General features: G+C 71.9%; 31 protein-coding genes. 18 read left to right on the top strand and 13 right to left on the bottom strand.

Features of this window, described 5'->3' with window-relative positions; translation table 11 throughout:
* Window positions 1–794: 794 nt before the first annotated feature.
* Together Air01nite_RS17075 and mtfM are read right to left on the bottom strand one after the other, a co-directional pair.
* On the bottom strand, window positions 795–1388 hold the full coding sequence (locus tag Air01nite_RS17075; RefSeq protein ID WP_203703440.1) for a heme-binding beta-barrel domain-containing protein: 594 nt from the start codon (window positions 1386–1388) through the stop codon (window positions 795–797).
* A complete protein-coding gene (gene mtfM / locus Air01nite_RS41590; protein WP_275408206.1) occupies window positions 1385–1489 on the bottom strand; it encodes a small membrane protein MtfM in 105 nt (34 codons plus the stop codon). The genes Air01nite_RS17075 and mtfM overlap by 4 nt, the downstream gene beginning before the upstream one ends.
* Window positions 1490–1512: 23 nt before the next feature.
* On the opposite strand from mtfM, the gene Air01nite_RS17070 reads away from it, so the two are divergent.
* Complete coding sequence (locus Air01nite_RS17070; RefSeq protein WP_203703417.1) at window positions 1513–1875, top strand: DsrE family protein; 363 nt, start codon at window positions 1513–1515, stop codon at window positions 1873–1875.
* A complete protein-coding gene (locus tag Air01nite_RS17065) occupies window positions 1875–2501 on the top strand; it encodes an SAM-dependent methyltransferase (RefSeq protein ID WP_203703416.1) in 627 nt (208 codons plus the stop codon). The genes Air01nite_RS17070 and Air01nite_RS17065 overlap by 1 nt, the downstream gene beginning before the upstream one ends.
* Before the next feature lie 165 nt (window positions 2502–2666).
* On the opposite strand, the gene Air01nite_RS17060 is transcribed toward Air01nite_RS17065, so the two are convergent.
* On the bottom strand, window positions 2667–4130 hold the full coding sequence (locus Air01nite_RS17060; RefSeq protein ID WP_239090758.1) for an MFS transporter: 1464 nt from the start codon (window positions 4128–4130) through the stop codon (window positions 2667–2669).
* Between the two features lie 132 nt (window positions 4131–4262).
* Here Air01nite_RS17060 and Air01nite_RS17055 point away from each other — a divergent pair, with 132 nt between their 5' ends.
* The 7 genes from Air01nite_RS17055 to Air01nite_RS17025 all read left to right on the top strand — a co-directional run bounded on the left by Air01nite_RS17055 (window position 4263) and on the right by Air01nite_RS17025 (window position 9903).
* Entirely contained in the window at window positions 4263–4907 is a 645-nt protein-coding gene (locus Air01nite_RS17055; RefSeq protein ID WP_203703415.1) for a TetR/AcrR family transcriptional regulator, read from the top strand.
* 186 nt (window positions 4908–5093) lie between these two features.
* Window positions 5094–5522, top strand: coding sequence for a Fur family transcriptional regulator (locus Air01nite_RS17050; RefSeq protein WP_203703414.1), 429 nt, complete (start codon window positions 5094–5096; stop codon window positions 5520–5522).
* Entirely contained in the window at window positions 5519–6604 is a 1086-nt protein-coding gene (gene ygfZ / locus Air01nite_RS17045; RefSeq protein WP_203703412.1) for a CAF17-like 4Fe-4S cluster assembly/insertion protein YgfZ, read from the top strand. The genes Air01nite_RS17050 and ygfZ overlap by 4 nt, the downstream gene beginning before the upstream one ends.
* A gap of 184 nt (window positions 6605–6788) precedes the next feature.
* On the top strand, window positions 6789–7628 hold the full coding sequence (locus Air01nite_RS17040; RefSeq protein ID WP_203703410.1) for a beta-keto acid cleavage family enzyme: 840 nt from the start codon (window positions 6789–6791) through the stop codon (window positions 7626–7628).
* Between the two features lie 23 nt (window positions 7629–7651).
* The gene (locus Air01nite_RS17035) at window positions 7652–8650 is read left to right on the top strand and encodes an asparaginase (protein ID WP_203703408.1); all 999 of its coding nucleotides are present in this window, start codon (window positions 7652–7654) and stop codon (window positions 8648–8650) included.
* 72 nt (window positions 8651–8722) lie between these two features.
* Complete coding sequence (locus tag Air01nite_RS17030; RefSeq protein ID WP_203703406.1) at window positions 8723–9328, top strand: helix-turn-helix domain-containing protein; 606 nt, start codon at window positions 8723–8725, stop codon at window positions 9326–9328.
* On the top strand, window positions 9328–9903 hold the full coding sequence (locus Air01nite_RS17025) for a hypothetical protein (protein WP_203703405.1): 576 nt from the start codon (window positions 9328–9330) through the stop codon (window positions 9901–9903). The genes Air01nite_RS17030 and Air01nite_RS17025 overlap by 1 nt, the downstream gene beginning before the upstream one ends.
* Before the next feature lie 56 nt (window positions 9904–9959).
* Here Air01nite_RS17025 and Air01nite_RS17020 read toward each other — a convergent pair whose 3' ends face one another.
* From Air01nite_RS17020 to Air01nite_RS17000, 5 genes are all read right to left on the bottom strand, one after another.
* A complete protein-coding gene (locus tag Air01nite_RS17020; protein ID WP_203703403.1) occupies window positions 9960–10697 on the bottom strand; it encodes an alanyl-tRNA editing protein in 738 nt (245 codons plus the stop codon).
* 11 nt (window positions 10698–10708) lie between these two features.
* Window positions 10709–11602: an alpha/beta fold hydrolase gene (locus Air01nite_RS17015; protein WP_203703402.1), complete on the bottom strand. Its 894-nt coding sequence runs from the start codon at window positions 11600–11602 to the stop codon at window positions 10709–10711.
* On the bottom strand, window positions 11599–11916 hold the full coding sequence (locus Air01nite_RS17010; RefSeq protein WP_203703401.1) for a DUF2516 family protein: 318 nt from the start codon (window positions 11914–11916) through the stop codon (window positions 11599–11601). Before Air01nite_RS17010 ends, Air01nite_RS17015 begins: the two co-directional genes overlap by 4 nt.
* A 248-nt stretch (window positions 11917–12164) precedes the next feature.
* Complete coding sequence (locus Air01nite_RS17005; RefSeq protein WP_203703399.1) at window positions 12165–12371, bottom strand: hypothetical protein; 207 nt, start codon at window positions 12369–12371, stop codon at window positions 12165–12167.
* 45 nt (window positions 12372–12416) lie between these two features.
* The gene (locus Air01nite_RS17000; protein ID WP_203703398.1) at window positions 12417–12806 is read right to left on the bottom strand and encodes an MmcQ/YjbR family DNA-binding protein; all 390 of its coding nucleotides are present in this window, start codon (window positions 12804–12806) and stop codon (window positions 12417–12419) included.
* A gap of 46 nt (window positions 12807–12852) precedes the next feature.
* Between Air01nite_RS17000 and Air01nite_RS16995 the strand changes: the two genes are divergently transcribed.
* Window positions 12853–13335, top strand: coding sequence for a GNAT family N-acetyltransferase (locus Air01nite_RS16995; RefSeq protein ID WP_203703396.1), 483 nt, complete (start codon window positions 12853–12855; stop codon window positions 13333–13335).
* 54 nt (window positions 13336–13389) lie between these two features.
* On the opposite strand, the gene Air01nite_RS16990 is transcribed toward Air01nite_RS16995, so the two are convergent.
* Window positions 13390–13899 carry a hypothetical protein gene (locus tag Air01nite_RS16990; RefSeq protein WP_203703395.1) on the bottom strand — a complete coding sequence of 170 codons (510 nt, stop codon included), beginning with the start codon at window positions 13897–13899 and terminating at the stop codon, window positions 13390–13392.
* Window positions 13900–14518: 619 nt separating this feature from the next.
* Here Air01nite_RS16990 and Air01nite_RS16985 point away from each other — a divergent pair.
* From Air01nite_RS16985 to Air01nite_RS16965, 5 genes are read left to right on the top strand one after another with little or no spacing between them, the layout of a single operon-like run.
* Entirely contained in the window at window positions 14519–14965 is a 447-nt protein-coding gene (locus tag Air01nite_RS16985) for a hypothetical protein (RefSeq protein ID WP_203703394.1), read from the top strand.
* Window positions 14966–14999: 34 nt separating this feature from the next.
* A complete protein-coding gene (locus tag Air01nite_RS16980) occupies window positions 15000–15479 on the top strand; it encodes a hypothetical protein (RefSeq protein WP_203703393.1) in 480 nt (159 codons plus the stop codon).
* A 40-nt stretch (window positions 15480–15519) separates the two neighbouring features.
* Window positions 15520–16728: a hypothetical protein gene (locus Air01nite_RS16975; protein ID WP_203703392.1), complete on the top strand. Its 1209-nt coding sequence runs from the start codon at window positions 15520–15522 to the stop codon at window positions 16726–16728.
* Window positions 16729–16759: 31 nt separating this feature from the next.
* On the top strand, window positions 16760–17155 hold the full coding sequence (locus tag Air01nite_RS16970; protein ID WP_203703391.1) for a hypothetical protein: 396 nt from the start codon (window positions 16760–16762) through the stop codon (window positions 17153–17155).
* Window positions 17156–17194: 39 nt separating this feature from the next.
* The gene (locus Air01nite_RS16965) at window positions 17195–18067 is read left to right on the top strand and encodes a DMT family transporter (protein ID WP_203703390.1); all 873 of its coding nucleotides are present in this window, start codon (window positions 17195–17197) and stop codon (window positions 18065–18067) included.
* Here Air01nite_RS16965 and Air01nite_RS16960 read toward each other — a convergent pair.
* The 3 genes from Air01nite_RS16960 to mshA all read right to left on the bottom strand — a co-directional run bounded on the left by Air01nite_RS16960 (window position 18064) and on the right by mshA (window position 20888).
* The gene (locus tag Air01nite_RS16960) at window positions 18064–18789 is read right to left on the bottom strand and encodes a Type 1 glutamine amidotransferase-like domain-containing protein (RefSeq protein WP_203703388.1); all 726 of its coding nucleotides are present in this window, start codon (window positions 18787–18789) and stop codon (window positions 18064–18066) included. The genes Air01nite_RS16965 and Air01nite_RS16960 overlap by 4 nt on opposite strands.
* 234 nt (window positions 18790–19023) lie before the next feature.
* Window positions 19024–19536, bottom strand: coding sequence for a type III secretion system chaperone family protein (locus Air01nite_RS16955; RefSeq protein WP_203703437.1), 513 nt, complete (start codon window positions 19534–19536; stop codon window positions 19024–19026).
* Window positions 19533–20888, bottom strand: a complete 1356-nt coding sequence (gene mshA, locus Air01nite_RS16950) for a D-inositol-3-phosphate glycosyltransferase (protein WP_425546851.1) — start codon at window positions 20886–20888, stop codon at window positions 19533–19535. Before mshA ends, Air01nite_RS16955 begins: the two co-directional genes overlap by 4 nt.
* A gap of 170 nt (window positions 20889–21058) precedes the next feature.
* Here mshA and Air01nite_RS16945 point away from each other — a divergent pair, with 170 nt between their 5' ends.
* From Air01nite_RS16945 to Air01nite_RS16935, 3 genes are all read left to right on the top strand, one after another.
* Window positions 21059–21835, top strand: a complete 777-nt coding sequence (locus tag Air01nite_RS16945; RefSeq protein WP_203703385.1) for an SDR family oxidoreductase — start codon at window positions 21059–21061, stop codon at window positions 21833–21835.
* Between the two features lie 17 nt (window positions 21836–21852).
* On the top strand, window positions 21853–22617 hold the full coding sequence (locus tag Air01nite_RS16940; RefSeq protein WP_203703384.1) for a class I SAM-dependent methyltransferase: 765 nt from the start codon (window positions 21853–21855) through the stop codon (window positions 22615–22617).
* Between the two features lie 79 nt (window positions 22618–22696).
* Window positions 22697–23029, top strand: coding sequence for an LPXTG cell wall anchor domain-containing protein (locus tag Air01nite_RS16935; RefSeq protein WP_203703383.1), 333 nt, complete (start codon window positions 22697–22699; stop codon window positions 23027–23029).
* A gap of 82 nt (window positions 23030–23111) precedes the next feature.
* Here the strand turns inward: Air01nite_RS16935 and Air01nite_RS16930 are convergent, their stop codons facing one another.
* The gene (locus Air01nite_RS16930; protein WP_203703435.1) at window positions 23112–24143 is read right to left on the bottom strand and encodes a UDP-N-acetylmuramate dehydrogenase; all 1032 of its coding nucleotides are present in this window, start codon (window positions 24141–24143) and stop codon (window positions 23112–23114) included.
* Window positions 24144–24260 lie beyond the last annotated feature (117 nt).

Below are 24260 nucleotides of genomic sequence, written 5' to 3'. Positions count from 1 at the left end.
AATACGACTCCACCCAGAAGATCTTCAGCAACCCGAGCCAGAAGAAGACCGAGGACTACATCACCGGCCGCTTCGGCTGATCCGTCCGTCCTCTCTCGATTGGGTCCGCGACGCGTGCGACCGCGCGTCGCGGACCTTTCTGGTAGCCGACGCCCGGCCTGCGACTCGTCGGCGACCCTCGCGTGACGGCGGTGTTCTGCGCCAACGACCACGAGCCTCGCAGTGGCTCGGGAGTCAGGCGGTCCCGACTCGGCGGGCGATTCGCTGCGTTTTGCCGGCCGCCCTGACCCGGCCGACCCCGCCGCAGTGGGAGCCGCTCGTCGTCGGCGTTCAACCATGGCTGCGGCGTCGGTCGACGGCGACCGTGCGCGGCAGGTCGGGTGCGGTTCGGGCGGGCGCCGACTCTGATGATTTGCGTCGGCCGGGCGCCCACCTGGGCCGGGCACCTGCTGGGCTGGGCGCCTCGCTGGGTTGGGCGCCTCGCTGGGTTGGGCGCCTCGCTGGGTTGGGCGCCTCGCTGGGTTGGGCGCCCCGCTGGGCCGGGCGCCCGGCTGGGCCGGGCGCGCCCTGGCGTTGATCGTGTGTAGCCAGTCAGCAGCACGTCGGGGCCCGTCATGATCGTGTGCGCCGGATCGGTGGGCCCGACGGGGTGTCGGACAGACCGGCTGCACCGGATCATCTCCGCAGCGCTCGCAACAACCGATCCGCCACACACGATCACGGCGGCCGCCGAGCCGTATCCACTCCCGACCGCCGACCAGACCGCCGGGTAGCCGCACCGCCCGCCGGCGGCGTCAGCCCCCGACGCGGATCAGGCGGGCCGACAGGTGGGGTGACATCGGCTGGTCGACGGCGGCCATGTCCTGCGCGTAGAGCAGGGCGCCCTCGACGATGCCGTAGAGGCGGTGGCCGGCGGTGACCTCTTTCGCCGTCGGCGCCCGCAGCACCAGGTCCGTCGCCATCTCGACGCGCGTACCGTCGATCTTGCCGATGTGCATCTCCATGATGCCGGTGGGCGTGGTGATCAGCACCTCGAGCTCGCCGGTCGCGCGGCCGTCGACGATCACCGGCCGCCACCAGCCGGACTCGCGGCCCGCCGGCTTGACCGGGAGGTTCTCCTCGTTGATCACCCAGGCGCGGGACTCGTAGTACAGGAAGGGGCGGCCGTCATGCGTGATCTTGATTTCCTGCCCGTAGTCGAAGTCCTCGATCGTCGGGAAACCGCCGCGGCCCCGACCGCGCCACAGGCCGATGTAGGGCAGCAGGGGCTGCAGCGCGGGATGCAGATCCGGGCCCTCGCGCAGGTCGTACGTCTCCACGAACGGATACGGCTCCACCGGCGGGGCGTTGAGCCACGGCGGGGGTGCGATCGGGTTCTCGTCGGTCACCATCTGCCCCTTGCTACGCGTGCTGCCAGATAGACCAGACCACCGGCCAGCGCGCCGAAGCCTGCCACGAGCAGGCTCACGAACCCGATCTCGGTCACCACGTGGTCGATCCTATGCTGAGCCGATGGCTCGTACGTTGATCGTCAAGGTCACCGCCGGGGCGGACGCGCCGGAGCGGTGTGCCCAGGCCTTCACCGTCGCCGCGACGGCAGTTGCCGCCGGGGCCGACGTCTCATTGTGGCTGACCGGAGAATCGTCCTGGTTCGCGCTCCCCGGCCGCGCGGAGACCTTCGACCTGCCCCACTCGGCGCCGCTGCAGGACCTGCTCGCGGCGGTGCTGGCGGCTGGCAAGGTGACGCTCTGCACCCAGTGCGCCGCCCGGCGGGAGATCACCGAGGCGGACGTCATCCCAGGTGTACGCATCGCCGGCGCGGCCGCCTTCGTCGAGGAGGCCCTGGCCGACGGGGCGCAGGCGCTGGTCTACTGATGGGCCGCGACTGGGTCGACTGGCACGGCGCCTACGCGGACCCGGACTCGCCGCTCTCCCGCCGGCTGAGCGCCGTGCGGGACCAGATCCGGCTGGCGCTGGACACCGCACCCGCCGGACCGATCCGGGCCGTGAGCATGTGCGCGGGCGACGGGCGCGACCTGCTGGGCGTGCTCGCCGACCACCCGCGCGCGGCCGACGTCTCGGCCCGGCTGGTCGAGTTGGACCCCACGCTCGCCGAGCGGGCCCGCGCGAACGCGGCGGCACTCCCGTCACGGATCGAGGTGCGCGAGGGCGATGCGGCCTTCACCGACGCGTACGCCGGCGCGGTCCCGGCCCAGATCGCGCTCTTCTGCGGGGTCTTCGGCAACCTGACGGACACGGACGTGGCGGCCACGGTCGCCGCGGCCCCGGAGTTCGTGACACCCGGCGGCGTCGTCATCTGGACCCGCCACCGCAGGGAGCCCGACCTGGTGCCGTCGATCCTGGACTGGTTCACCGCGGCGGGCTTCGAGCCGCTGTCGGTCTCGCCCAAGGAGGCGGGTTTCGGGGTGGGCGCGCACCGCTTCATCGGCCCGCCGCGCGACCTCGTCACGGGCCGCCGCCTCTTCACGTTCCAGCGCTGAATCCGCACCGTTTCCGCGGAGATCGGCTGACCGGCCTTGCTCTGCTTACAGATACGCACCACCCCGCTTGACCTGCGGTGCGTATCTGTAAGCAGAGCAAGGAACCGGACAAAAAGCACCGCGCCCTCCCCAAGACGGAGAGGGCGCGGAGGGGCTGGCGAATGGTCAGGCGCGGGCCTTGCGGGGGAGCAGGAAGCCCAGCGCGAACGTCACCGCGGTCAGTCCCAGCGTGATCAGCGTGACCCGCTCGACGCCCACGTCCAGGTGGCTGAAGAAGACCGTGCCCAGGACCGCCACGCCCAACGCCGCGCCCAACTGCTGCAGCGACTCCAGCATTCCGGACGCCGAGCCGACCTCGTGGTCGCGGACCTCGCCCATGATGATGTCGAACAGCGGCACGAAGATCATGCCCATCCCGATGCCGTACACCAGCAGGGGTGCCAGCAGTTCAGCCGTGCCGACGCCGGCGATCTGGAAGACCGGGTACAGGGCGGCCATGCCGACCAGCATCAGGGCCAGTCCGATGTGGAGGATGCGGCGGCCGAGGCGGTTGCGCATCGTGCTGCCGAAGCCTGAGCCGACGAACGCGCCCACCGCCCACGCCGACATCGTCAGGCTGGCCCGCATCGGGCTGTAGCCGAGCACCAGCTGCAGGAACATCCCCACCGCGAGCGAGAAGCCGGCGATCGCCCCGAAGAACACGATCACGAAGAGCACGCCCGAGGTGTACGAGCGGCGCGTGAAGACACTCAGCTCCACCAGCGGGTGGCGGCCCGAGCCGGCCCGGCGGTGCTGCCGGAGCGCGAAGGCGGCGAACACCGGCACCGACGCGGCGATCATCGCGAACATCCACAGCGGCCAGCCCTGCTCGCGGCCCTGGACCAGCGGGTACACCAGCAGCACCATGCCGATCGCGGCGGTGACCGCGCCGGTCACGTCCAGGCGGGTGCGGTTGCGCGGCGTCGTCGCCTTCGGCAGCGCGGCCCGGCCGGCCAGCAGCGCGAAGATGCCCAGCGGCAGGTTGATGGCGAACACCATCCGCCACCCCGTGCCGAACAGGTCCGCGTCGATCAGGGCGCCGGCCACGACCGGGCCGAGGATCGTGGAGAAGCCGATGATCGGGCCGAACGCGCCGAACGCCTTGCCGATCTCGTGCGGCGGGAACAGGTCCCGCAGCAGGCCGAAGCTCTGCGGGATCATGACGGCCGCGAACAGGCCCTGCACCACGCGGGCGGCGATCAGGCTCTCCGGCGACCACGCCACGGCGCACGCCAGCGAGGCGGCGACGAAGCCGACAACCCCGACCAGCAGCACCCGCCGGCGCCCGAACATGTCGCCTAGCCGTCCGCCGGTGAGCAGACCGACCGCCAAGGCCAAGGTGTACGACGCCGCGATCCACTGCAGGCTCGTGTAGCTGCCGCCCAGCGACGCCTGGATCGCCGGCGCGCCGACGTTGACCACCGTCGTGTCCAGCAGGTTCATGATCGTCGCGGCGAGGATCGCGAAGAGGCCGAGCCAGCGTCGTGGGTGGCCGGCCCGGGCCGGGGGTGCTTCGGCGATGCGCTGCGCCGGGGCGGCATTGACAGCCGGGGTGGCGGTGACAGTGGGTTCGAGGACGTCGGTGCTCACGGCAACCTCCGAAGCGGATCGGAATGAACTGTTCCGTAATCAACATAGCAGAGCGGAACGATCCGTTCCAGAGCTTCGGCCAAGATTTCCAGAACAGAACTATCCGTTCCGCAGCGTGCTAGGCTCGTGACCATGACGACAGTCCCGCTCAGCGGCCGCCGGGCTCAGGCCGCCCGCAACGACGAGGTGATCCTCGACGCCGCCCGTGAGGTCTTCGTCGCCGACCCGGCCGCGCCGATCGCCGCCGTGGCGCACAAGGCCGGCGTCGGCATCAGCGCGCTCTACCGGCGCTACCCGAGCAAGGAGGAGCTGCTCGCCAAGCTCTGCCTCGACGGCCTGCTGGTCTACGTCGGGATCGCGGAGGAGGCGAACGCCGCCCTCGACGCCGGAGCCGACCCGGCGGAGACGTTCGCGACTTTCATGCGGCGCATCGTCGACGCCGACACCCACTCGCTGACCCAGAAGCTGGCGGGCACGTTCCAGCCCACCGAAGACCACCGGCTCAGCGCGATCCGGGCCGGAGAGCTCAACGCGCACCTGGTCGAGCGGCTGCACGAGGCCAAGGTGGTCCGGCCCGACCTGGTGGTCGCCGACCTGGGCCAGGTCTTCGAGATGATCGCGGCCGTCCGCTTCGGCGACGACGAACGCCGCGGCCAACTCCGCCACCGCTACCTCGACCTGCTGCTGGCCGGCCTACTCCTGCCCGGCGCGACAGCGTTACCGGGCCCCCCGCCGTACGTCGGCGAGTTCGCCAGCCGCTGGGACAAGGCGACGTAGGTCCTATCCGACGGCTCAGCGCGGCCTGCGACGGGCCCAGCCGCCGCCTGGCGGCGTCCCGGGATTGCGCGGATACCGGTGTTGTATCCGGGCAATCCCGGGCCACCACCAGCCGACGCCTGGACTCCGTCTCGGCTCGCACTGAGCCGTCGGATAGGACCTGAGCCACCGCACTATCATTCGAAGGTGTCGGATTCCTCGCTCGCCGAAGTTCTGCGGTCGCGCGGCCTGCGGCTGACCGCGCAGCGACAGCTCGTTCTCGAGGCTGTCTACGAGCTCGGCCACGCGACGCCCGAGCAGGTGCACAACGCGGTGCGCGAGACCGCCGCCGGTGTGAACATCACCACCATCTACCGCACCTTGGAACTGCTCGAGGACCTCGGGCTGGTTACCCATACGCACCTCTCGCACGGGTCACCGACGTACCACGCCGCTGGCAGCCACCAGCACGTGCATCTGGTGTGCCGGTCGTGTGGCGAGGTCACCGAGGTGGACCCGGCGGTGCTCCAGCCGCTGGTGGACCAGTTGGCCGCGGAGCGCGGGTTCCGGGTCGACGTCGGGCACGTGGCGCTTTTCGGCGACTGCGGCGGATGTGAAGGGCAGGACCAGGCATGATCGACGCACCCGGTGCGGTCGCCGTCGAGGCGATCGACGAGGAGAGTCCGGACCACGGTGTCGCGGCGCACTACGGCGATCCGACCCGCGAGCAGCGGCTGCTGGCCGGCGACGTCGGGCTGGTCGACCGGTCCAACCGCGGCGTGATCGCCGTGCCCGGCGAGGAGCGGGCCTCCTGGCTGCACACCCTGACCACCCAGCACCTCGACCACCTGCGCGCCGGGGAGGGCAGCGAGCTGCTCGTGCTCTCGCCGCACGGGCACGTGGAGCAGCACGCGATGGTCGCCGAGGACGGCGACACCACCTGGCTCGACACCGAGCCGGGCGCGACCGCGGGTCTCCTGAAATACCTGGAGATGATGCGGTTCTTCACCAAGGTCGACCCGCGCGACGCCAGCGCCGAATATGCGCTGTTCTCGCTCGTCGGCCCCCGCGCGGTCGAGGCCGCCGCCACGCTCGACCCGAGCCTGGCCGACCTGCGCGCCCCCGACGCGGTGCCCGTGCCGGGCGCCAAGTTCACCAAGGGCGACGCACCGGACCGCCCGACCACGCTCTACGACGTGCGGACGCTGCCCGGTGGTGGCTGGGCCCGTCGCACCGCGCTCGGCGTCGACGTCCTCGTGCCCCGCGACCAGTTCGCCGCCGTCACGCGCAAGGTCCTGGACGCCGGCGTCGCACCGGCCGGGCTCTGGGCCTACGAGGCGACCCGGGTCGCCGCACACGTCCCGCGCCTCGGCTGGGAGACCGACCACCGCACGATCCCGGCCGAGATCGACCTGGTCGGCCCGGCCGTGCACCTCGACAAGGGTTGCTACCGGGGCCAGGAGACGGTCGCCCGGGTGCACCACCTCGGCAAGCCGCCCCGCCGCCTGGTGCTGCTCCACCTCGACGGGGTGACCACCGACCAGCCACCGGCGCGCGGCACCGAGGTCACCCTCGACGGCCGCACCGTCGGCTTCGTCGGCACCGCCGTCCGCCACCACGAGCTGGGCGCGGTCGCCCTCGCAGTCCTCAAGCGCAACGTCGCGGACGACGCGACCCTCCGCGTCGGCGATTCGACCGCCGCGATCGACCACCCGTAAGGGGACGGGCCTGTCCTGCCGGTCAGCGCGGCCTGCGACGGGCCCAGGCGCCGCCTGGCGGCGTCCCGGAATCGCCCGGATACGACACCGGTATCCGGACAATTCCGGGCCACCACCAGACGACGCCTGGACTCCGTCTCGGCTCGCCCTGACCGGCAGGACAGGCCCGGCCTAGGATCGCGCCATGACAACAACGACGTTGATCACGGTGGCGCCGACCGGGGCCGAGTCGGCCAAGGCGGACGTGCCGGCTCTGCCGGTGACTCTCGACGAGCTGGTGGTCACCGCCAAGGAGTGTGCCGCGCTGGGCGCCTCGGTGATCCACGTGCACATCCGCGACGGGCAGGCCAAGCCGACGCTCGACCTGGGCCGGCTCCGCGACACCGTGGCCGCGCTGCGGGAGTCGACGGATCTGGTCGTGCAGCTCTCCAGCGGGGGCGCGGTCACCGACCCCGAGGCCGACCGGCTGCGCGTGCTCGACGCCGCGCCGGACATGGCCTCCTGCACGATGGGCACGGTCAACTTCGGCGACGACGTCTTCCTCAACCGCTGGGAGTTCATCGTCGACCTGCACACGCGGATGCAGGAGCGGGGCATCGTCCCCGAGTATGAGATCTTCGACCTCGGTCACCTCGCCGCGCTGGAGCGGTTGCTCGACAAGCACGGGCTGCCGGCCGGCGGGCACGTGCACGTCGACTTCGTGATGGGCGTGCCGGGCGGGATGCCGGGCACCACCGCCGCGCTGGTCTCCTGCGTCAACGAGCTGCGCAACCTGCCCGCGGGCACGACGTTCTCGGCCACCGGCATCGGCCGCACCACGATCCCCGTGATGCTCGCGTCGCTGTCGGCCGGCGGTCACCTGCGGGTCGGCATGGAGGACACCGTCACGTACGCCAAGGGCCGCCCGGTCGAGTCCAACATGCAGCTCGTCGCCCGCGCGGTCGGCTTCGCGCAGCTCGCCCAGCGTCCGCCGATGACCCCGGCCGACGCGCGTGACCTGCTCGGTCTCAAGAACAACGCCTGATCACCAGAGGTACGGTCGCAGCCATGGGCAAGTTCTACGAAGGCGGCGTACGCCTCTCCGAGGTGATCCGGTCCGGCTTCCCGGAGGGTTACCACCACGGTTCCGCGGTGGTGCTCGACGCGGCCGGCACCCTCGTCGCCGCCGCCGGTGACGTCGAGTCGCCGATGTTCCCGCGCTCGTCCAACAAGCCCATGCAGGCGGTCGGCATGCTGCGCGCGGGGCTCCGGCTCACCGACCCGGCCGACCTCGCGCTGGTCTGCGCCAGCCACTGGGGTCAGGACATCCACGTCACCCGGGTCGCGGCGATGCTGCGGTCCGCGGGGCTCGACGAGTCCGCCCTGCGCTGCCCGCCCGACATGCCGATCGACCCGGAGGCGGCGGCCGACGTGATCCGGGCCGGCGGCGGGCCGACCCCGATCCAGATGAACTGCTCCGGCAAGCACACCGGCATGCTGCTGACCTGCGTCGCGGCGGGCTGGCCGACCGAGGGCTACCTGCGGCCCGAGCACCCGCTGCAGCAGGCGATCGCCGCCGCGGTGGCCGACGTCGCCGGCGAGGAGATCGTCGCGACCGCCGTCGACGGGTGCGGCGCTCCGCTGCTCGGCCTGTCGCTGACCGGCCTGGCCCGGGCGTTCGGCCGCCTGGTCGACGTTGGGAACGGTCCGTTCCAATCGGAATCCGATTGGAACGGACCGTTCCCAACAGCTATGCGAGCTGTCGGTGACGCGATGCGGGCCCACCCGGAGCTGGTCTCCGGGCGCGGGACGGTCGAGCAGCAGCTGATGGCCGCCGTACCCGGAATGCTGGTGAAAGCCGGCGCCGAAGGCGTCATGGCCGTCGCGGTCCCGGGCGCCGGCGCGGTCGCGATCAAGATGGACGACGGCGCCCACCGCGGCAACCGGCCGGTGCTGGTCAGCGCCCTGCGCCGGATCGGCGTGACCGGCGACGCCCTGGAGCGGGCCGCTGACGTGCCCGTTCTGGGCGGCGGTGACCGGGTCGGGGAGCTGCGCAGCCTCTGGTGAGCGCGGTCACATTGCTAACTGAGGTTAGCGTTTCGCTTGCAGGAGCTAGCAAGCGGGGCTAACGTCGGTGGCATGCCCTCGAAAGACCTGCCCCGCGACGTGGGGGGATTCATCCGCGATCTGCGGCGCAACGCGCAGATCTCGCTCCGCCAGCTCGCCGAGCAGGCGGGCGTCAGCAACCCGTACCTGAGCCAGGTCGAGCGCGGGCTGCGCAAGCCCAGCGCCGAGGTGCTCCAGCAGCTGGCCAGCGCGTTGCGGGTCTCCACCCCGGTGATGTACCTGCGCGCCGGCCTGCTCGAGGAGAAGGAAGGCTACGGCGTGTTGACCGCCATCGCCGCCGACTCCGACCTGACGATCGCCCAGAAGCAGTCGCTCAGCCAGATCTACGAGACGTTCCGCCGCGAGAACGCGCGGCACGCCGAGGCGGAGGCGGAGTCGGCCAAGCAGGCCGAGGCCGCGAGCGAGGCGGCCGCCCAGGCCGCGCGCGCCGCCGACGCCGCCGCGGCTGCGGCCGGTCGAGCCGCCAGCGGGCCCAGCACGCAGGCACCGACCGGCTGGCCCGGCGACGAAGAAGCCACCCCAACACCGGCGGCGAAGACCGCGAAGCCGGTGGTCAAGAAGACGGCCAAGAAGGCCGTGAAGAAGGCGGCACCAAGGGCCGCCGAGGAGGAGAACTGATGTCCCAGCCGAAGACGACCCGCATTCCGGCTCCGCTCTACGCGGCCGCCGGCGCCGGGGAGATGGCCTACCGTCAGCTGCTCAAGCTGCCGGCCATGGCCAACGACCTGGGCGACAAGGCTGCCAACAACGGCGCGGAGTGGCGGGCGCAGGTGGTCACCACGACCACCGACCTGCGCACGCGGGCCACCGCGGCCTACCGGCAGGCCAACCAGCGCGTGATCAAGATGCGCCGCGAGGACCTCGACGTCGACCGCCTGCGTGACCTGGCCATGCGCAACGCCGGCCAGTTCATCGTCACCGCGCAGGACCTGCAGGAGCGGGCGATCAAGTTCTACGGCGACCTCGTCGCGCGCGGCGAGCAGGTCGTGGGCACCGGCGTCGTGCAGGCCGCCGACACCGTGCGGGCCGACATGGTGGAGACCGGCAAGCCGATCCCCCCGAAGGCGGAGAGCAACGGCCACGGCAGCCTCAACCCCGCCGAGCCGAAGCCGACCAACGCCGCGGAGCCCAAGCCGGCCACCGCCGCGAAGAAGACCACCCCGGCTGCGCCGAAGAAGAACATCTCGAAGTAAAGACCGCGGAAAAGGGGACCGACCGGACTGGTCGGTCCCCTTTCGCGTACGCGTGGTCAGTCGGCGATCCGGACCCGTACCCGACGGTTGGCCTTGCCCTTGCTCTCGACCTTGACCACCTGCACCCGGCCGATCGCCCGCGTCGACGCCACGTGGGTGCCACCGTCGGCCTGCACGTCGAGGCCCACGATGTCGACGATTCTGATCTCCTGCTCGTCGGCCGGGATCAGGTTGGACTGCGTGCGGATGATGTCGGGCAGCGCCAGCGCCTCGGCCCGCGGCAGCACCTTCACCGCGACCGCCCGGTCCGCGGTGACCTCGGTGTTGACCAGCTCCTCGAGCTTGGCCTTGAAGTCCGGCGGCACCTCGGGGAGGTTGAAGTCCATCCGGGCCTCGCCGGGCTCCATGTTGCCGCCGGTGACCAGGGCGCCGAAGTCGCGGAACACCACGCCGCAGAGCACGTGCAGGCCCGAGTGGGTGCGCATGAGCATCGTGCGCCGGGTGTCCTCGACGGCGCCGGTGACCGCGGTGCCGACCGGCGGCAGGGGGTCGCCCTCGGCGGGGAGCAGGTAGAGGTCGTCACCCTTGCGGGTGCCGACGATCCGGGTCTGCGTGCCCTGCCAGAGCAGGGTGCCGTGGTCCGGCGGCTGGCCGCCGCCGCCCGGGTAGAAGGCCGAACGGTCCAGGACGATGCCGTCCTCGGGCGAGGAATGCAGGACCGTGCACTCCCACTCGCGCAGCGTCGGGTCGATCAGGTCGAGACGGTGAGTGCGGCCATGCTCGGAAACGCCCATGACCGGGCAGACTACTCCGGGGCGTTGAGGAAGTCGGAGATCCGGGTACGCAGGTCCGCGCGGTCGGTCCAGACCACGCCGGGCCGCTCGTACACGTGCAGCGTCGCGTTCGGCAGCGCCGCCGCGAGGCGCTCGGCGACCTCGACCGGGTGCAGATCGTCACCGGGTACGGCGATGACCAGCGCCCGCGCGGTGACGGTGCCCAGCTTCGCCACGTCCGGCAGCGCGACCTGCTCGCTGAGCGAGCCCAGGTCGGCCGCGAGGCCGTCGCGCATGAGCTGGTCGATCCGCTGCCGCAGGTAGGACCAGACGGCCGGGGTGCCGCGCAGGTTGGGCGGGATCTCGACGGAGATCGCGTCGGCGACCGAGGCGACGTCGCCGGCCGCGACCGCGGTGGCCAGGGCGGTCAGCCGTGCCTTGACGGCGGCCGGCCGCGGCAGGTCGAGCACCGCGGGAAGGAAGAAGACCAGGCGGTCGAACCGGTCGGGACTGTCGGCGACGAGCCGGGCCAGCGCACCGGCGCCGAGGCTGACGCCGAGCGCCCGGGTCGCGCCGGACAGGTCGGCGACGGCGCGCAGGTCACGGGCCAGGTCGGCGTAGGACCAGGGCCCGGGCGGCGCGTCGGAGCGGCCGTGGCCGCGGAACTGGAAGTAGACCTTGCGCCCTTCGACGGCGCTGCCCAACGGCCGGGTGACCGCGATGCCGCTGGCCAGGCCGTGCGCGAAGACGGTGGTGGGACTGCCGGTGCCGGTGATCAGGCGTTCCAGCCGCACGCCGTGTGGCGTGGCGATCAGCTCGGTCTCGGGCTCGGGCAGCGTGGGTCGGCCGCTGCGCGGTGCGCTCGGGCCGGGTCCGTAGGTCCGCGGACCACCGTCAGGCGGCGGTGGCCAGCGGAAGTCCCTCACCAGAAGCCTTTGCCGTCAGTCAGGTCTTTCAGGCCGACCCGCACGTCGAGCAGGTAGACCAGCGCCGCGCCGATGCCGATCAGGCGGAACAGGCTCAACGTGCCGAACGAGGGCAGCAGGGACAACAGGAGGCAGATGCCCAGGATGGCCAGCCAGCCGCCCTTCGGCAGAGAGCCGATCGCGGGGAACGCGTCGGTGCGTTGGGTGAGGCAGTGCACGAACGCGACACCGATCAGCACCAGCGAAAGGACCATGATCAATATGGAGATGCCGTTGATGACACTGAGGTAGAAGATCGGCGCGCTCGTGGACATGCCCCTAAGCGTACTTCCGTGGCGGCCGGTCGGGCGCCGGCCGGCTCAGCGCGGATCGGCGCGGCCGCCCGGACCGCGACCCCCGGGTCAGCGGAGGCTTTGCTCTGCTTCCACATACGCACCGCAGGTCGGGCGGGGTGGTGCGTATCTGTGAGCAAAGCGTGCGGGCGAGCGGCTGGCGGTGGTCCGGTTGGTGCGGGAATGTGAAGAGTCGGGTCAGTGCACGCCTGACCGCGGTTGGGTCGGTGTCAGCGGCCGGGGACGTAGCGCCAGGGTGGGTCGCTGCCGGGGGCGTCGTCGGCCACGTAGGTTTCGGTGACCTTCTCGTCGCCGTCGGGGCCGGTCCAGCGCCATTCGTGGGTCAGGGGGCTCGGCGGCAGGCCGTCGACGATGGGTACCTCGATCTGGGTGCCGTCCTGCGGGCCGCCGATGACCGGAATCCACGCTTTTGCCATGCTCCGATCATCGCGGGCGGTTGTCGGGCGCGCAGCGAATCGGCCCTATCCGGCCGGGTCGGGCAGCAGCGCGGCGAGCTTCTTCGGCGCCTGGATGCGGTAGCTCTCCGTCAGCAGCTCCCGCACCTCGGCCCAGTCGGTGCGCCGGCTGAACCGGAGCCCGACGACGTTGTGGCCCCAGTCGGCGCGGAAATAGGCGCGGCCGCCGTTGGCGAACGCGCCGACCTCGTCGTCGGGGGCGCGGAAGGTCATCACCACGAGCGGGCCGGTGGCGCCGGTGGGCCGGTCGACGGTGCGGACGTGGGCGATCGTCTTCATGCGGATCCGCCAGCGGACGCCGACCCAGGCATCCTCTTCGTAAGCCTCGGGCAGGGCCAGGCAGATGCGGCTCAGCCGGTCGAGGATCTCGGGTGGCACGTCGCCGGGGTCCGACATGGGCCGACCGTAGCGCCCGGGTCCGACAGTTCCGTAGCCTCGGGCCATGCCGAAGGTCACCCTGCGCCCGGCCGCGGAGTCCGACGCTGAAGCGGTCGCCGAGATCTGGCGGCACGGCTGGGCCGACGGCCACCTGGGCAACGTGCCCGACGCGCTGGTCGCGATCCGGACCCCGGAGTCCTTTCGGTCCCGAACGATCGACGGCCTGGCACACACGACGGTCGCTGTGGTCGACGGCGCGGTAGCCGGCTTCGTCATGGTCGTCGACGAAGAGGTCGAGCAGGTGTACGTGTCGTCCGCCCACCGCGGCTCCGGCGTGGCGGGTGTCCTGCTCGCGGAGGCCGAACGCCTGGTCGCGGCCGAGGGCTACCGCGAGGCCTGGCTGGCGGTGGCGCCGGGCAACGCCCGAGCCCGCCGCTTCTACGAACGCAACGGCTGGTCCGACAACGGCGTCTTCGACTACCCGGCCAGCACCGCCGACGGCCCGATCCCAGTCCCCTGCCACCGCTACATAAAGGCAGTCAACTAACGGGAAACGCCCCGCACCTCCGAAGAGATGCGGGGCGCGCTACCCCAGCAGTGCCTACTCGGAGTAGTTGGTCTCCGCGTAGACCTTCCACTTGGTGTTGAACTTCATCGCCTGGCACTCGTTCGTCGCCGTGTTCAACAGCTTGATCGCGCCCGGCAGGATGACATCCGTCTCGGCCGGGCTTGCGCTGGTACCGGCCGGGACGGCGTCCGAGAGACCGCTGGCGCCGGTGAGTTGCAGGAATCCGCGGCAGGTCTCCCGACTGGCGTTCGCGATGTTGGTGATGTCGTCGTCGGTCAGCGCAACCGGCTCGACCTTCGTGATCTTCAGTTGGGTGTCGTTGGAGTTCTTGACGGTGAGGGTGACGTCGGTGGCCTGGTTCGGCCACAGCGTCGTGTCGGTGGGCACTCCGGTAACGACGAGTTCGACGATGGCATTCGACTCGGCCGCGACGGCGCTCGAGGTCTTCTGGGTGCTGTAGACCGCGTACGCGATACCGGAAACCGCGAGGACGCCGGCGGCGGCGAGGGTGGCGGCGAGGATGCGCTTCGAACGCTTCTGCAAGGGAGGTCTCCTAGAGCGTGCCGGCGTTTCCGGGCCGGCGTAAACATGGCGGGGTCAACCAGACAAACCGGGTCTTTCCGGCCGGTTGCGGCGACGTAGGGAACTCTGCCTGAAGTGGCGTCAATGTCGGCATAGAGAACACGGTCCGTGGTTGTTCGCCGACAAGTGGTCCCATGGGTCGGACCGGATGACCCCGAATAGGTGACGGCCGAAAAACGCGATAAATGCTCGCCGCCATTCATTTGGAAACCGACTCTGATCCTTTTCGAATGGTCATGGAATGGCGCGCGGCCACCGGAGCCGCCGAGAGAACCCGCAGGTCAGAGCGGTTCGTGTCGCGACGACGAGCGAACGGCCCGCGATGTGCTAGCGGCATGTTTTCGCAGGTCAAGGCCATGGTGGCGACCCGCAAACACTGACGAAACCCCACGAAACAGACATAAGGGGCCACTCTAACGAGTTAAGCCGTCAGGATTTAGTTGCTCTATTTGTGCACAGAGAAGCTGGGACGGTTGCTTGTTGAGTGGAAAGTCGGACCTCCGGCACAGTTGTTGTTGGCGCCGGACCGCCTCCACCGGGCCGGCGCCATCAATTCGCCCAATTGAAAGGAACGCCCGCCATGCGCAGGGTCACCAAGCGGACCGTCACCGTCGTGCTCGCCGCCGCCGTCACGCTCGGGGCGTCGAGTGCCGCTTGGGCGTGGTGGAAGTTCGAGGGCCGGGCCACCGTCGAGGCCTCCGCAGCCTCGATCAAGCCGATCAAGGTGGAGACCCGCGACGTCGACGGCCTCTACCCGGGCGCGGAGAAGGACCTGCGGGTCGAGATCTACAACCCGAACCCGTTCCCCGTCGTTATCGACAGGGCGAGGGCGTTCGCGCGCACCGACGCGGAGCGCTGCGACGGTGACGCGATCAGCGTCGAGCTCCCGGACCAGCCGGTCCGGGTTGAGCCGGGCCGCAAGTCCTACACGTTGGAAGACGCGGTGCGGATGGACGAGGGCGTACGCGGATGTCAGGGCGCCAACTTCCGGGTGACCGTCCTCTACTCGGGCCAGAACGCGGCCTGATCGCGCGGCCGAAGGCAAAACGTAGGAGCGTTCCATGCGCAACATGTCCCAGCGCACCGCCGTCATCACGCTGGTGGCCGTCATCGTGGCCGGCATCGGCAGCGTGGCGTGGGCGGCCTGGTCAGTGACCGGCACCGGCACCGCGACCGTGACCGCGGCCGAGGTGACGGCGCTCCAGGCGACGGCGCGGCCGACCGGGAGCCTGTTCCCGGGTGGGTCCGCGGACATCGAGGTCAGCGTCACGAACCCCAACGAGTTCGCGATCGAGGTGCAGTCGTTCGCGCCGGACCCGCGGATCGTCGTCGACGAGGCGCACGCCGACGGTTGCGCGGCCGGACACGTGCGACTCAAGGCCAACAAGAAGCCGATCAGTGAACGGGTCGAGGCCGACGGCGGCACGCAGACGTTCGTGGTCAAGGACGCCGTGGAGATGGTCTACAACGCCCCGCAGGCGTGCCAGGGCGCGTCCTTCGAGATCACGCTCGCGCTCGCCGGCGTGGGCCTTCCCGATTGATGAAGCCCCCGGATACGCCCCAGCCATGAAGGTTGAACAAGTGAAACGACTGATCGCCACCTCACCCGCCGTGCTTGGTGGCATCGCGGCCGTAACCCTCGTCGCCGGCGCAGGGGCGGCCCTCGCCGCCTGGCGCGTCCAGAGCGACGAGGTCGTGCTGACCGCGGAGACCGCCACGCTCTCGCCCGGCAACAAACCCGTGGTCACCGCCGACGGCAACGCGGTCACCGTGTCCTGGACCCCCAACACGTTCGGCGAGCGGAAGGTCGACAGCTACCGGATCAAGCGGTACGACCTGGCCGGCGCCGCACAGCAACCGCGGGGAAGCTGCGAGGAGAACGTCGCGAAGGAGAGGTGCACGGACACCGGGGTGCCGGCCGGCTCGTGGCGCTACACGGTGGTGCCGGTCAAGGGCGGCTGGACCGGCCCCGAGAGCGCCAAGAGCGACGCGGTGATCGTGGCCGCGGACGGCAAGGCGGTGGTGATCCCGGAGCCCCCGGCCGACAAGACGGCCGGCCCGGCCGCCGGGCCGGCGATCGTCCAGCTCGGCGACCCGGCCACGCCGGGCGACCCGGCGACACCCGGCGCGGCGGGCGACACCGCGCCGGCCTGGACCCTGCAGCCCGGCGCCGACGGTGTGCTCGGCACGGCGGACACGCTGACCTACGCGGGCGGCACGCCGATCGACCCCGGCACGATCGTCGGCGGCTGGGCCGGCGGCCCGCGCCCGGTCGTCGTCGTGGCCAAGGCCGGCAACCCGGCCGTCCTCACGGTCGACGACGGGAGCACCCGGGTGTTCGGGCCGCTCGCGGTGCCGGACACGACCGTGCCGGCCGACGTCACGTACGACGCGACCCTCGCCGCGGCGCAGGGCCGGATCGTGGTGACCCTGGGCGCGGTCCGCAAGCCACCGGCGCCGCCGGAGGAGGCGACCACGCCGAGCACACCCACACAGTCCGCACCGGAGACACCGGGCACGCCGACGAGCGACCCGGCGGAGCCGAACACCACCCCGAACACGACGCCGGACACCACGCCGAGCACCACCGAGTCGACCGGCACCGTGGACGCGACCACCGAGCCACCGGCCGGCGGCACGGGCGGCACGGGCGGCACGGCCGGCAGCGAGCCCGAGGCCGAGCCCGAGACCCCGACGACCGAGACCAGCGGGCCGGCCGACGCGGACGTGATGCCGTCGGCGGCGACGGGCACCGGCGAACCCGCCGTCGTGCTCGTCGCGGGCCCGTAACCTCGCGCCCGCTCCGAGCGGTGTAACAACCGTGCAGCTCACGCCGAAGAAGGTCCTCGCCCTGATCCTCGGGATCGGCCTGCCGGTCGCGATCGGCGCCGGCTGGGTGCTCGGGCAGCGGGGTGCGGTGGCCGGCGGGCCGTCGGGTGGCTCGGGCGCGATGGGCAACGCGCCGCGCGAGGAGGTGCCGACGCCGGCCGCCCAGTACGACGTCTACGACAAGGCGCCGCTGGTGGTGCCGATGGCGAGCACCGGGCCCGTGACGCGCAGCGGCTCGGCGGCGGCGCCGAAGACCAGCGCCGCACCGCACCCGACCGCGACGCCCACCGTGGTGCCGGAGGACCACCCGCCGAGCCCGGGGCCCAGCCCGACGGAGTCGGAGGCGACGCCCGAGCCGAGTGCCGGCACCCCGGATAAAACCGACTAAACCGCCCACGGGTCACCCGGCCGGCCGTACGGTCAGCTCATGGGCCTGGTCTTGGCGATCGTCTCGGCGATCTGCTACGGCTCGGCCTCGGTGTTCCAGGCGGTCGCCGCCCGCCGGGCGCCGAGCTCGGCGAACGTCGACGCGAAGTCGCTGGTCCGCGTGTTCGCGCAGTGGCCGTACATCCTCGGCCTGGGTCTCGACGGCCTCGGCTTCGTCGCCCAGTTCATCGCGCTGCGCAGCCTGCCCATCTTCCTGGTGCAGGCCGCCCTTGCCGCCAGCCTCGCGGTGACCGCCGTGGTCGCGATCCCGATCCTCAAGCTCCGGCTCGGCGCGGCGCAGTGGCTCGCGGTCGGCGGCGTCTGCGTCGGCCTAGCCCTGCTCGGCATCTCGGCCGGCCACGAGAACGCCAACCAACCGTCGTGGGCGTTCCGGATCGGCCTGACGATCTCCGTACCCGTGCTGGCCCTGATCGGTCTGGCCGTCCTCAAGCTGAAGGACCCGCTGCGGGCGGCGAGCCTCGGCCTGGTCGGGGGTCTGTTCTTCGGCATCGTGGCGCTGGCCGCGCGTTCGATCGCCGACGTCGACTTCGTGCATTGGTTCACCGGACCCGAGGTCTACACGCTCGTGGTGGCGGGTGTCCTGGCCTTCGTCTTCTACACGATCGGCCTGCAGCGGGCGTCGGTGACGACGGTGACCGCCGGCTTGGTGATCGGCGAGACGGTGCTGCCGTCCGTGGTCGGGGTGCTGGCCCTGGGTGACAGCACCCGCCGCGGCTTCATCCCGGTGGCGGCGGTCGGCTTCGCGCTGGCGATCGCGGCCAGCCTGATGCTCGCCAGGTACGGCAGCCTGGAGGAGCCGGACGCCGAGCCCAAAGAGAAGAACCCGGGCACCGCGGAGTTACAGGCCGACTAGAACAGGCTGTCCGCGATCCGCCGCGCGCCCAACGGCCGGTGCACGCCGGGCTCGACCCGGTACGCGTCGGCGCCGGGCGTCGCGGTCACCGCCTCGACCAGCTCGGTGCCCACGTAGTGCAGCCCCGTGCCGTCGTCGGTTGCGTAGCCCGACGGCAGCGTGCCGTCGTCGACCAGCCGCTGGAAGAGCGCCTTGCGCGGCTGGGTGGTGGCGTCGTGGTGCACGCCGTTGCTGTAGGGCAGGAAGCCCAGCGCGTCGGTGACCGGGTCGAGGTCGTCGGAGAACGAGTCGGTGGTGCCGCCGACGTGCCAGCAGATGCTGCCCGCGCTGCCGCCGCCGAGCACGACGCCGGCCTCCCAGCACTCGCGCATGATCTCGTCGAGCCGGTGTGCCCGCCAGACCGCGAGCAGGTTGACCACGCTGCCGCCGCTGACCCAGATCAGGTCCTGGCCGAGCAGGAAGGACCGCACGTCGCGGACGTTGGGCTGGGGGAACAGCGCCAGGTTGCTGGCCTCGGCGTCGTCGGCGCCCGCCAGCACCGCGTGCAGGCTGGCGATCCCGGCCGGGTCGTCGCCGAACGCGGTGGTCACGAAGCAGACCTTGGCGCGGCGCACGCCGGTCAGCGAGATCGCGTGGGACAGGAGGGCGCTGCGCCGGTCGGGCGGTGTGCCGGGCGGCCGGTCGGCGGGTGAGACGGCGAAGATCTGCGGCGGACGCGACACGCTCTCGATCTTAAAGAGCGAACCGGCGGGGCAGACGACGCCCACCCCCGTAAGCGTCGCCCGCTCTCCGCCGGTTTTCAGGTGGCCGGCCGTCCCCCAACGGCGGGCCACCACCCCCAACGCAGTCGCTCGGTTTCCCCCGAAACCCCTCGAGCGTGGCGCCAACAAGAACGCTAGTTCTATGCGGGATCGGTGGACAAGCGAGAATGCCTGTCTCGCCCATCACATCGGTCCTTACCGCTCAGTACGCTCCGACGGCGTGAACAGATGCGTGAATGCCTGAAGGTTCGCGGTGGACTCGCCGCGCTTGACCCGCCACTCCCACTCGCGCCGGATCGCTGTGCCGAAGCCGATTTCGAGCATCGTGTCGAACGAGTCATCGGCATATGTGAGCACCGCGCCGAGCAGCCGGTCGAGCTCGTCCTCGGTGACACCGGCGAGGCCGACGCGGCCGGTGAGGTACACGTCACCGACCTGGTCGATGGAGAACGAGACGCCGTACATCCGGGCGTTGCGCTGCAACAGCCAGGCCCACAGCTCCTCGCGCCGCTCGTCCGGCTGGCGCATCACGAACGCCTCGACCCGTAAGGCGTGCTCGCCCACGATCAGGTTGCAGGTGGTCTTGAGCTTGTGGGTGCCCGGCAGCGTCACGACGTAGGACAGCTCGCCGGTGGGCTCGACCGCGAGCTCCCGCTCGGCGCAGACCCGCTCGATCAGCGCCGCGACCTCCGCCGGCGAGGGCGTCACCACGCGGTGGCGCCCGCGCCCAGAGCCGCCGCTTCGCCCTCGAGCCGGGCGGTCAGCCGCTCCCGATGCTCCGTCACCGCACCACCGTAAACCGCGAGCAGGCCGCTCGCCGTCCGCTGCCAGGAGAACTCGCTGGCGTGCGCGACGGCGCCGAGCGCCAGCGCGGCCCGCCGGCCGGGCGTGGCCAGCAGCCCGCCGAGCGCGCGGGCCCAGTCGTCGGGGTCGTGCCCGTCGACCAGCAGGCCGCTGATGTCGTCGCGGACGGCGGTGACCAGCCCGCCGACCGCCGCGGCGACCACGGGTGTGCCGCAGGCCTGTGCCTCGAGCGCGACCAGACCGAAGGATTCGTTGTACGACGGCACGGCCACCAGGTCGGCGGCCCGGTAGACGTCGGCGAGGGCGCTGCCGGTCTGCGGCGCCAGGAACCGCACGGCGTGGCTGATCCCCAGCGAGGCGGCCAGCTCGATCAGCGCGGTGGGCCGGTCGAGGCCGGTGCCGCTCGGCCCGCCGACGATCACCACGGTCAGGTCGCGGGCGATCTCCGGGTCGCGGGCGTGCAGCGCGGCCGCGGCGGCGATCAGCACGTCGGGCGCCTTGAGCGGCTGGATCCGGCCGACGAACGCGACGATGTGGCCGCGCGCGGGCAGGTCCAGCCGGCGGCGGGCGGCGAGCTGGTCGCCGGGGGTGAAGCGGTCCAGGTCGACGCCGGGCTCGACGACGCTGACCAGGTCGGGCTCGGCGCCGTACCGGTCGATCAGGTCGTGTGCCTCGAACGTCGTGTTGGCGACCAGCCGGTCGGCCTCGGCGACGACCTGCTCCTCGCCGACCACCCGGGCCAGCGGCTCGGGCCGGTCACCGGAGGCGAGCTGGGCGTTCTTGACCTTGGCCAGGGTGTGCGCGGAGTGCACCAGCGGCACGCCCCAGCGCTCCCGGGCCAGCCAGCCGACCTGGCCGGAGATCCAGTAGTGGGAGTGCACGAGGTCGTAGTAGCCGGGCGCGTGCGCGGCCTCGGCGCGCAGCACGCCGGTCGCGAACGCGCACATCTGCGCCGGCAGGTCCTCCTTGGCCAGCCCCTCGAACGGGCCGGAGATGACGTGCCGCACGAGCACGCCGGGCGCCATCTCGACGGTCGACGGGAGGTCGCTGGAGGTGGCCCGGGTGAAGATCTCGGTTTCCACGCCGGCCTCCGCGAGCCGCCGGGCGACTTCGGTGACGTAGACGTTCATCCCGCCGGCGTCACCCGTGCCGGGCTGGTCGAGGGGTGACGTGTGTACGGACAACGTGGCGATGCGTCGGGGGAGGGGCCAGGGCTGGGAGCCTCGCTGCCGGACGACGCCAGACGGCGCCTGCACCACATCTGCTCCTTCCGCGCGGGCCCATATTGTCGGGCGCCCATGTATCAACCGCTCCCCCAGGCGACATCTTCCCTACGCGCGCCGGGCTACGCCTACTGGCGGCGTGCGGACGTGACGGAGTTCATCCGCGAGTGAGGCGCGCCACGGGATGCGAGAGGATTGCGGGCATGCCGATCGCGATCGTCACCGGCGCCTCCAGCGGTATTGGCGCAGCCACGGCCCGCCGCCTGGCCACCGAGGGTTTCACCGTCGTCCTCGCCGCCCGCCGGGCCGACCGGCTCGACGAGCTTGTGACGCAGATCACCGATGCCGGCGGGGCGGCGGTCGCGGTGCCGTGCGACGTCACCTCCGACGAGTCGGTCGCCGCGCTCGCCGAGGCGGTGGCCGGCCTGGGCGACCAGGTCACCCTGCTGGTCAACAACGCCGGCGGTGCGATCGGCCTCGACCCCGTCGAGCACGGCTCGGTCGCCGACTGGCAGTGGATGTACGAGGTCAACGTGCTCGGCACCCTGCGGGTCACCAAGGCGCTGCTGCCCCAGCTCGAGGCGTCGCAGGCCGGCACGATCGTGATGGTCAGCTCGACCGCCGGTTTCATCGTGTACGAGGGCGGAGGCGGCTACAGCGTGGCCAAGCACGGCATGACCGCGATGACCGGCACGCTGCGGCTGGAGCTGGCCGGCCGTCCCGTGCGGGTGATCGAGGTCGACCCCGGCATGGTGCGCACCGACGAGTTCGCGAAGATCCGCTTCCGGGGCGACGAGCAGCGGGCCGCGGCCGTCTACGAGGGCGTCGAGATGCCTTTGACCGCCGACGACGTGGCCGACTGCATCGCCTGGTGCGCGACCCGGCCGCAGCACGTCAACATCGACCGGCTGGTGGTTCGGCCGTTGGCCCAGGCGGCACAGCACAAGGTCGCCAAGGGTCCCATCGGGCGGCAATCCTGACCGCGCGCCCGCGCGGGATGGTGACCCGCGGGACGACCAATCCCAACCGGCTGCGCCGGGTGGACAGCTGGATCGCGGACTGTGCCGGCCCTGTGCTCCGGGACGCCGAGGACCCGCTGGTGGTGGACCTCGGCTACGGCGCCACCCCGGTGACCGCCGTCGAGCTGCGGGCCCGGCTGGCCCGGGTGCGCGCGGACGTCCGCGTGGTCGGCCTGGAGATCGACCAGGAGCGGGTGGCCGCCGCGGCGCCGTCCGCCGACCCGCCGGGCCTGACCTTCGCCCGGGGCGGCTTCGAGCTCGCCGGTCTGCGCCCGGTGGTGGTGCGGGCGCTCAACGTGCTGCGCCAGTACGACGAGGCCGAGGTCGCGCGGGCCTGGGCGACGATGACCGGCGCGCTCGCGCCCGACGGCCTCGTGGTCGAGGGCACCTGCGACGAGCTCGGCCGGCTGGCCGCCTGGGTCTGCCTGGACCGTTCCGGGCCGCGCTCGCTGACGCTGGCCGCCCGGCTGTCCACCCTGGACACTCCGGCGACCCTGGCGGAGCGGCTGCCCAAGGCGCTGATCCACCACAACGTGCCGGGCGAGCCCGTGCACGACCTGTTGCGCGCGCTGGACGACGCCTGGCGAAACGCGGCGCCGTACGCGGCGTTCGGCGCCCGGCAGCGCTGGCTGCGGGCGGTGGCCGAGGTCAAGGCCGCCGGCTGGCCCGTGCTCGACCGGCCGGCCCGCTGGCGACTCGGCGAGGTCACGGTCGCCTGGGCCGCGGTGACAAAATTCTCCTAACCGGACACGACACCTAAATCGCCACCGCCTCGTTGGGACGTTCGACAACAACCCATCACACAGACGGGGAGGACAGGCTGTGCGTAACCGGCTGTCCCTCATTCTCGCCAGTTTCGCGCTGCTGGTCCCGGCGGTCGCGCTGAGCAGCGCGGCGGCGCAGGCCGCGCCCGCCTACGTGGTCGCGGCACCCAACGCCTGCGACCCCGCCACGCAGGGCTACAACTGCACGCCGACCGACACTCCGACGGAGCCGCCCAGGCAGGAGCCGGACCCCACGCCGACTCCGATGCTGCCGCAGACCGGCGCGGACGCGGGCGTGCTGGCCGGGGTCGGCGGCGGCGTGCTGCTGGTCGGCGTCGTCATCGCACTCTGGGCGACGGTCTTCCGCCGGCGCCAGCGTTTCGAGGCCTGAGCACAACACCCCCAGCCCGGTGCGTACCCGGGGGTCCAGTGGGGGTAACCGAAGGGGGTCCGCGCGAGCGGGCCCCCTTCTTCTAGAGGCTGCAGTTGACCAGGACCGGTTCCGGGTGCAGGGTCACGCCGAACCGCTCGTGCACGCCGTCGCGGATCTCCCGGGCCAGGTGGAGCAGGGCGTCCGTGCTGCCCTGGCCCCGGTTGGTCAGCGCCAGCGTGTGCTTGCCGGAGATGGCCACCCCGCCCCGGCCGGCGTACCCCTTGGTGAAGCCGGCCTTGTCGATCAGCCAGGCCGCGCTGACCTTGACCACACCGCCCGGGCCGGGCCACGACGGTGGGTCGCCGATGCCGGCGGCGCGGGTGCGCAGCGACTCGTACGCGGACGCGTGCAGCACCGGGTTGGTGAAGAACGAGCCGACCGACCAGGTGTCGTGGTCGACCGGGTCGAGCACCATGCCCTTGCCGGCGCGCAGGGCCCGCACCGCGGCCCGGGCCTCGGCCAGCGGCACCCGGTCGCCCTGCTCGACGGCCAGCGCGCGGGCGAGCTCGGCGTAGCGGACCGGCGCCGACTCGGTCGAGCGGGCCAGCTTGAAGTCGACGGAGAGCACGACCCACCGGTCGCTGTGCTTGAAGAGGCTGGTGCGGTACGCGAAGCGGCACTCCGCGGGCGCCATCCGGCGGACGGTGTCGTCGACCCGGTCGTAGACCTCGACGCCGACGATCGTCTCCGCGACCTCCTGGCCGTAGGCGCCGACGTTCTGGATCGGGGTCGCGCCCGCCGAGCCGGGCACGCCGGAGAGGCACTCGACGCCGGACCAGCCGGCGTCGACCGTGGCCGCGACGAACTCGTCCCACGGCTCGCCGGCCGCCACCCGGACCACGACGTCGGTCCCGGTCGACTCGACGACCTCGAGGCCACGGGAGCGGACGAGGACCACCGGGCCGGGCACGCCGGCGTCCGCGACGACGACGTTGCTGCCGCCGGCAAGGATCATGGCGGGTGCGCCGGCTTGTGCCGCCGCGCGTACCATTTGCACGATTTGATCGGCGTCTTCGGCCGTGCGCACCTGGTCAGCGGGCCCGCCCAACCGCAGCGTGGTGAAGTCGGCCAACGCTCGCGGAGCGAGCGGGCCGGCGGCGGTCGGTGGTTCGTGGCTAACGTCTGGCACGCTGTTCACCCTAGGCTGAGAGGCTCCGGCACTCGTGGCGACGGTCCGGCCTGCACCGAA

This window comes from Asanoa iriomotensis (assembly GCF_016862515.1).
GTDB lineage: Bacteria > Actinomycetota > Actinomycetes > Mycobacteriales > Micromonosporaceae > Asanoa > Asanoa iriomotensis.
This window is presented reverse-complemented; position numbering and strand designations above follow the sequence as displayed.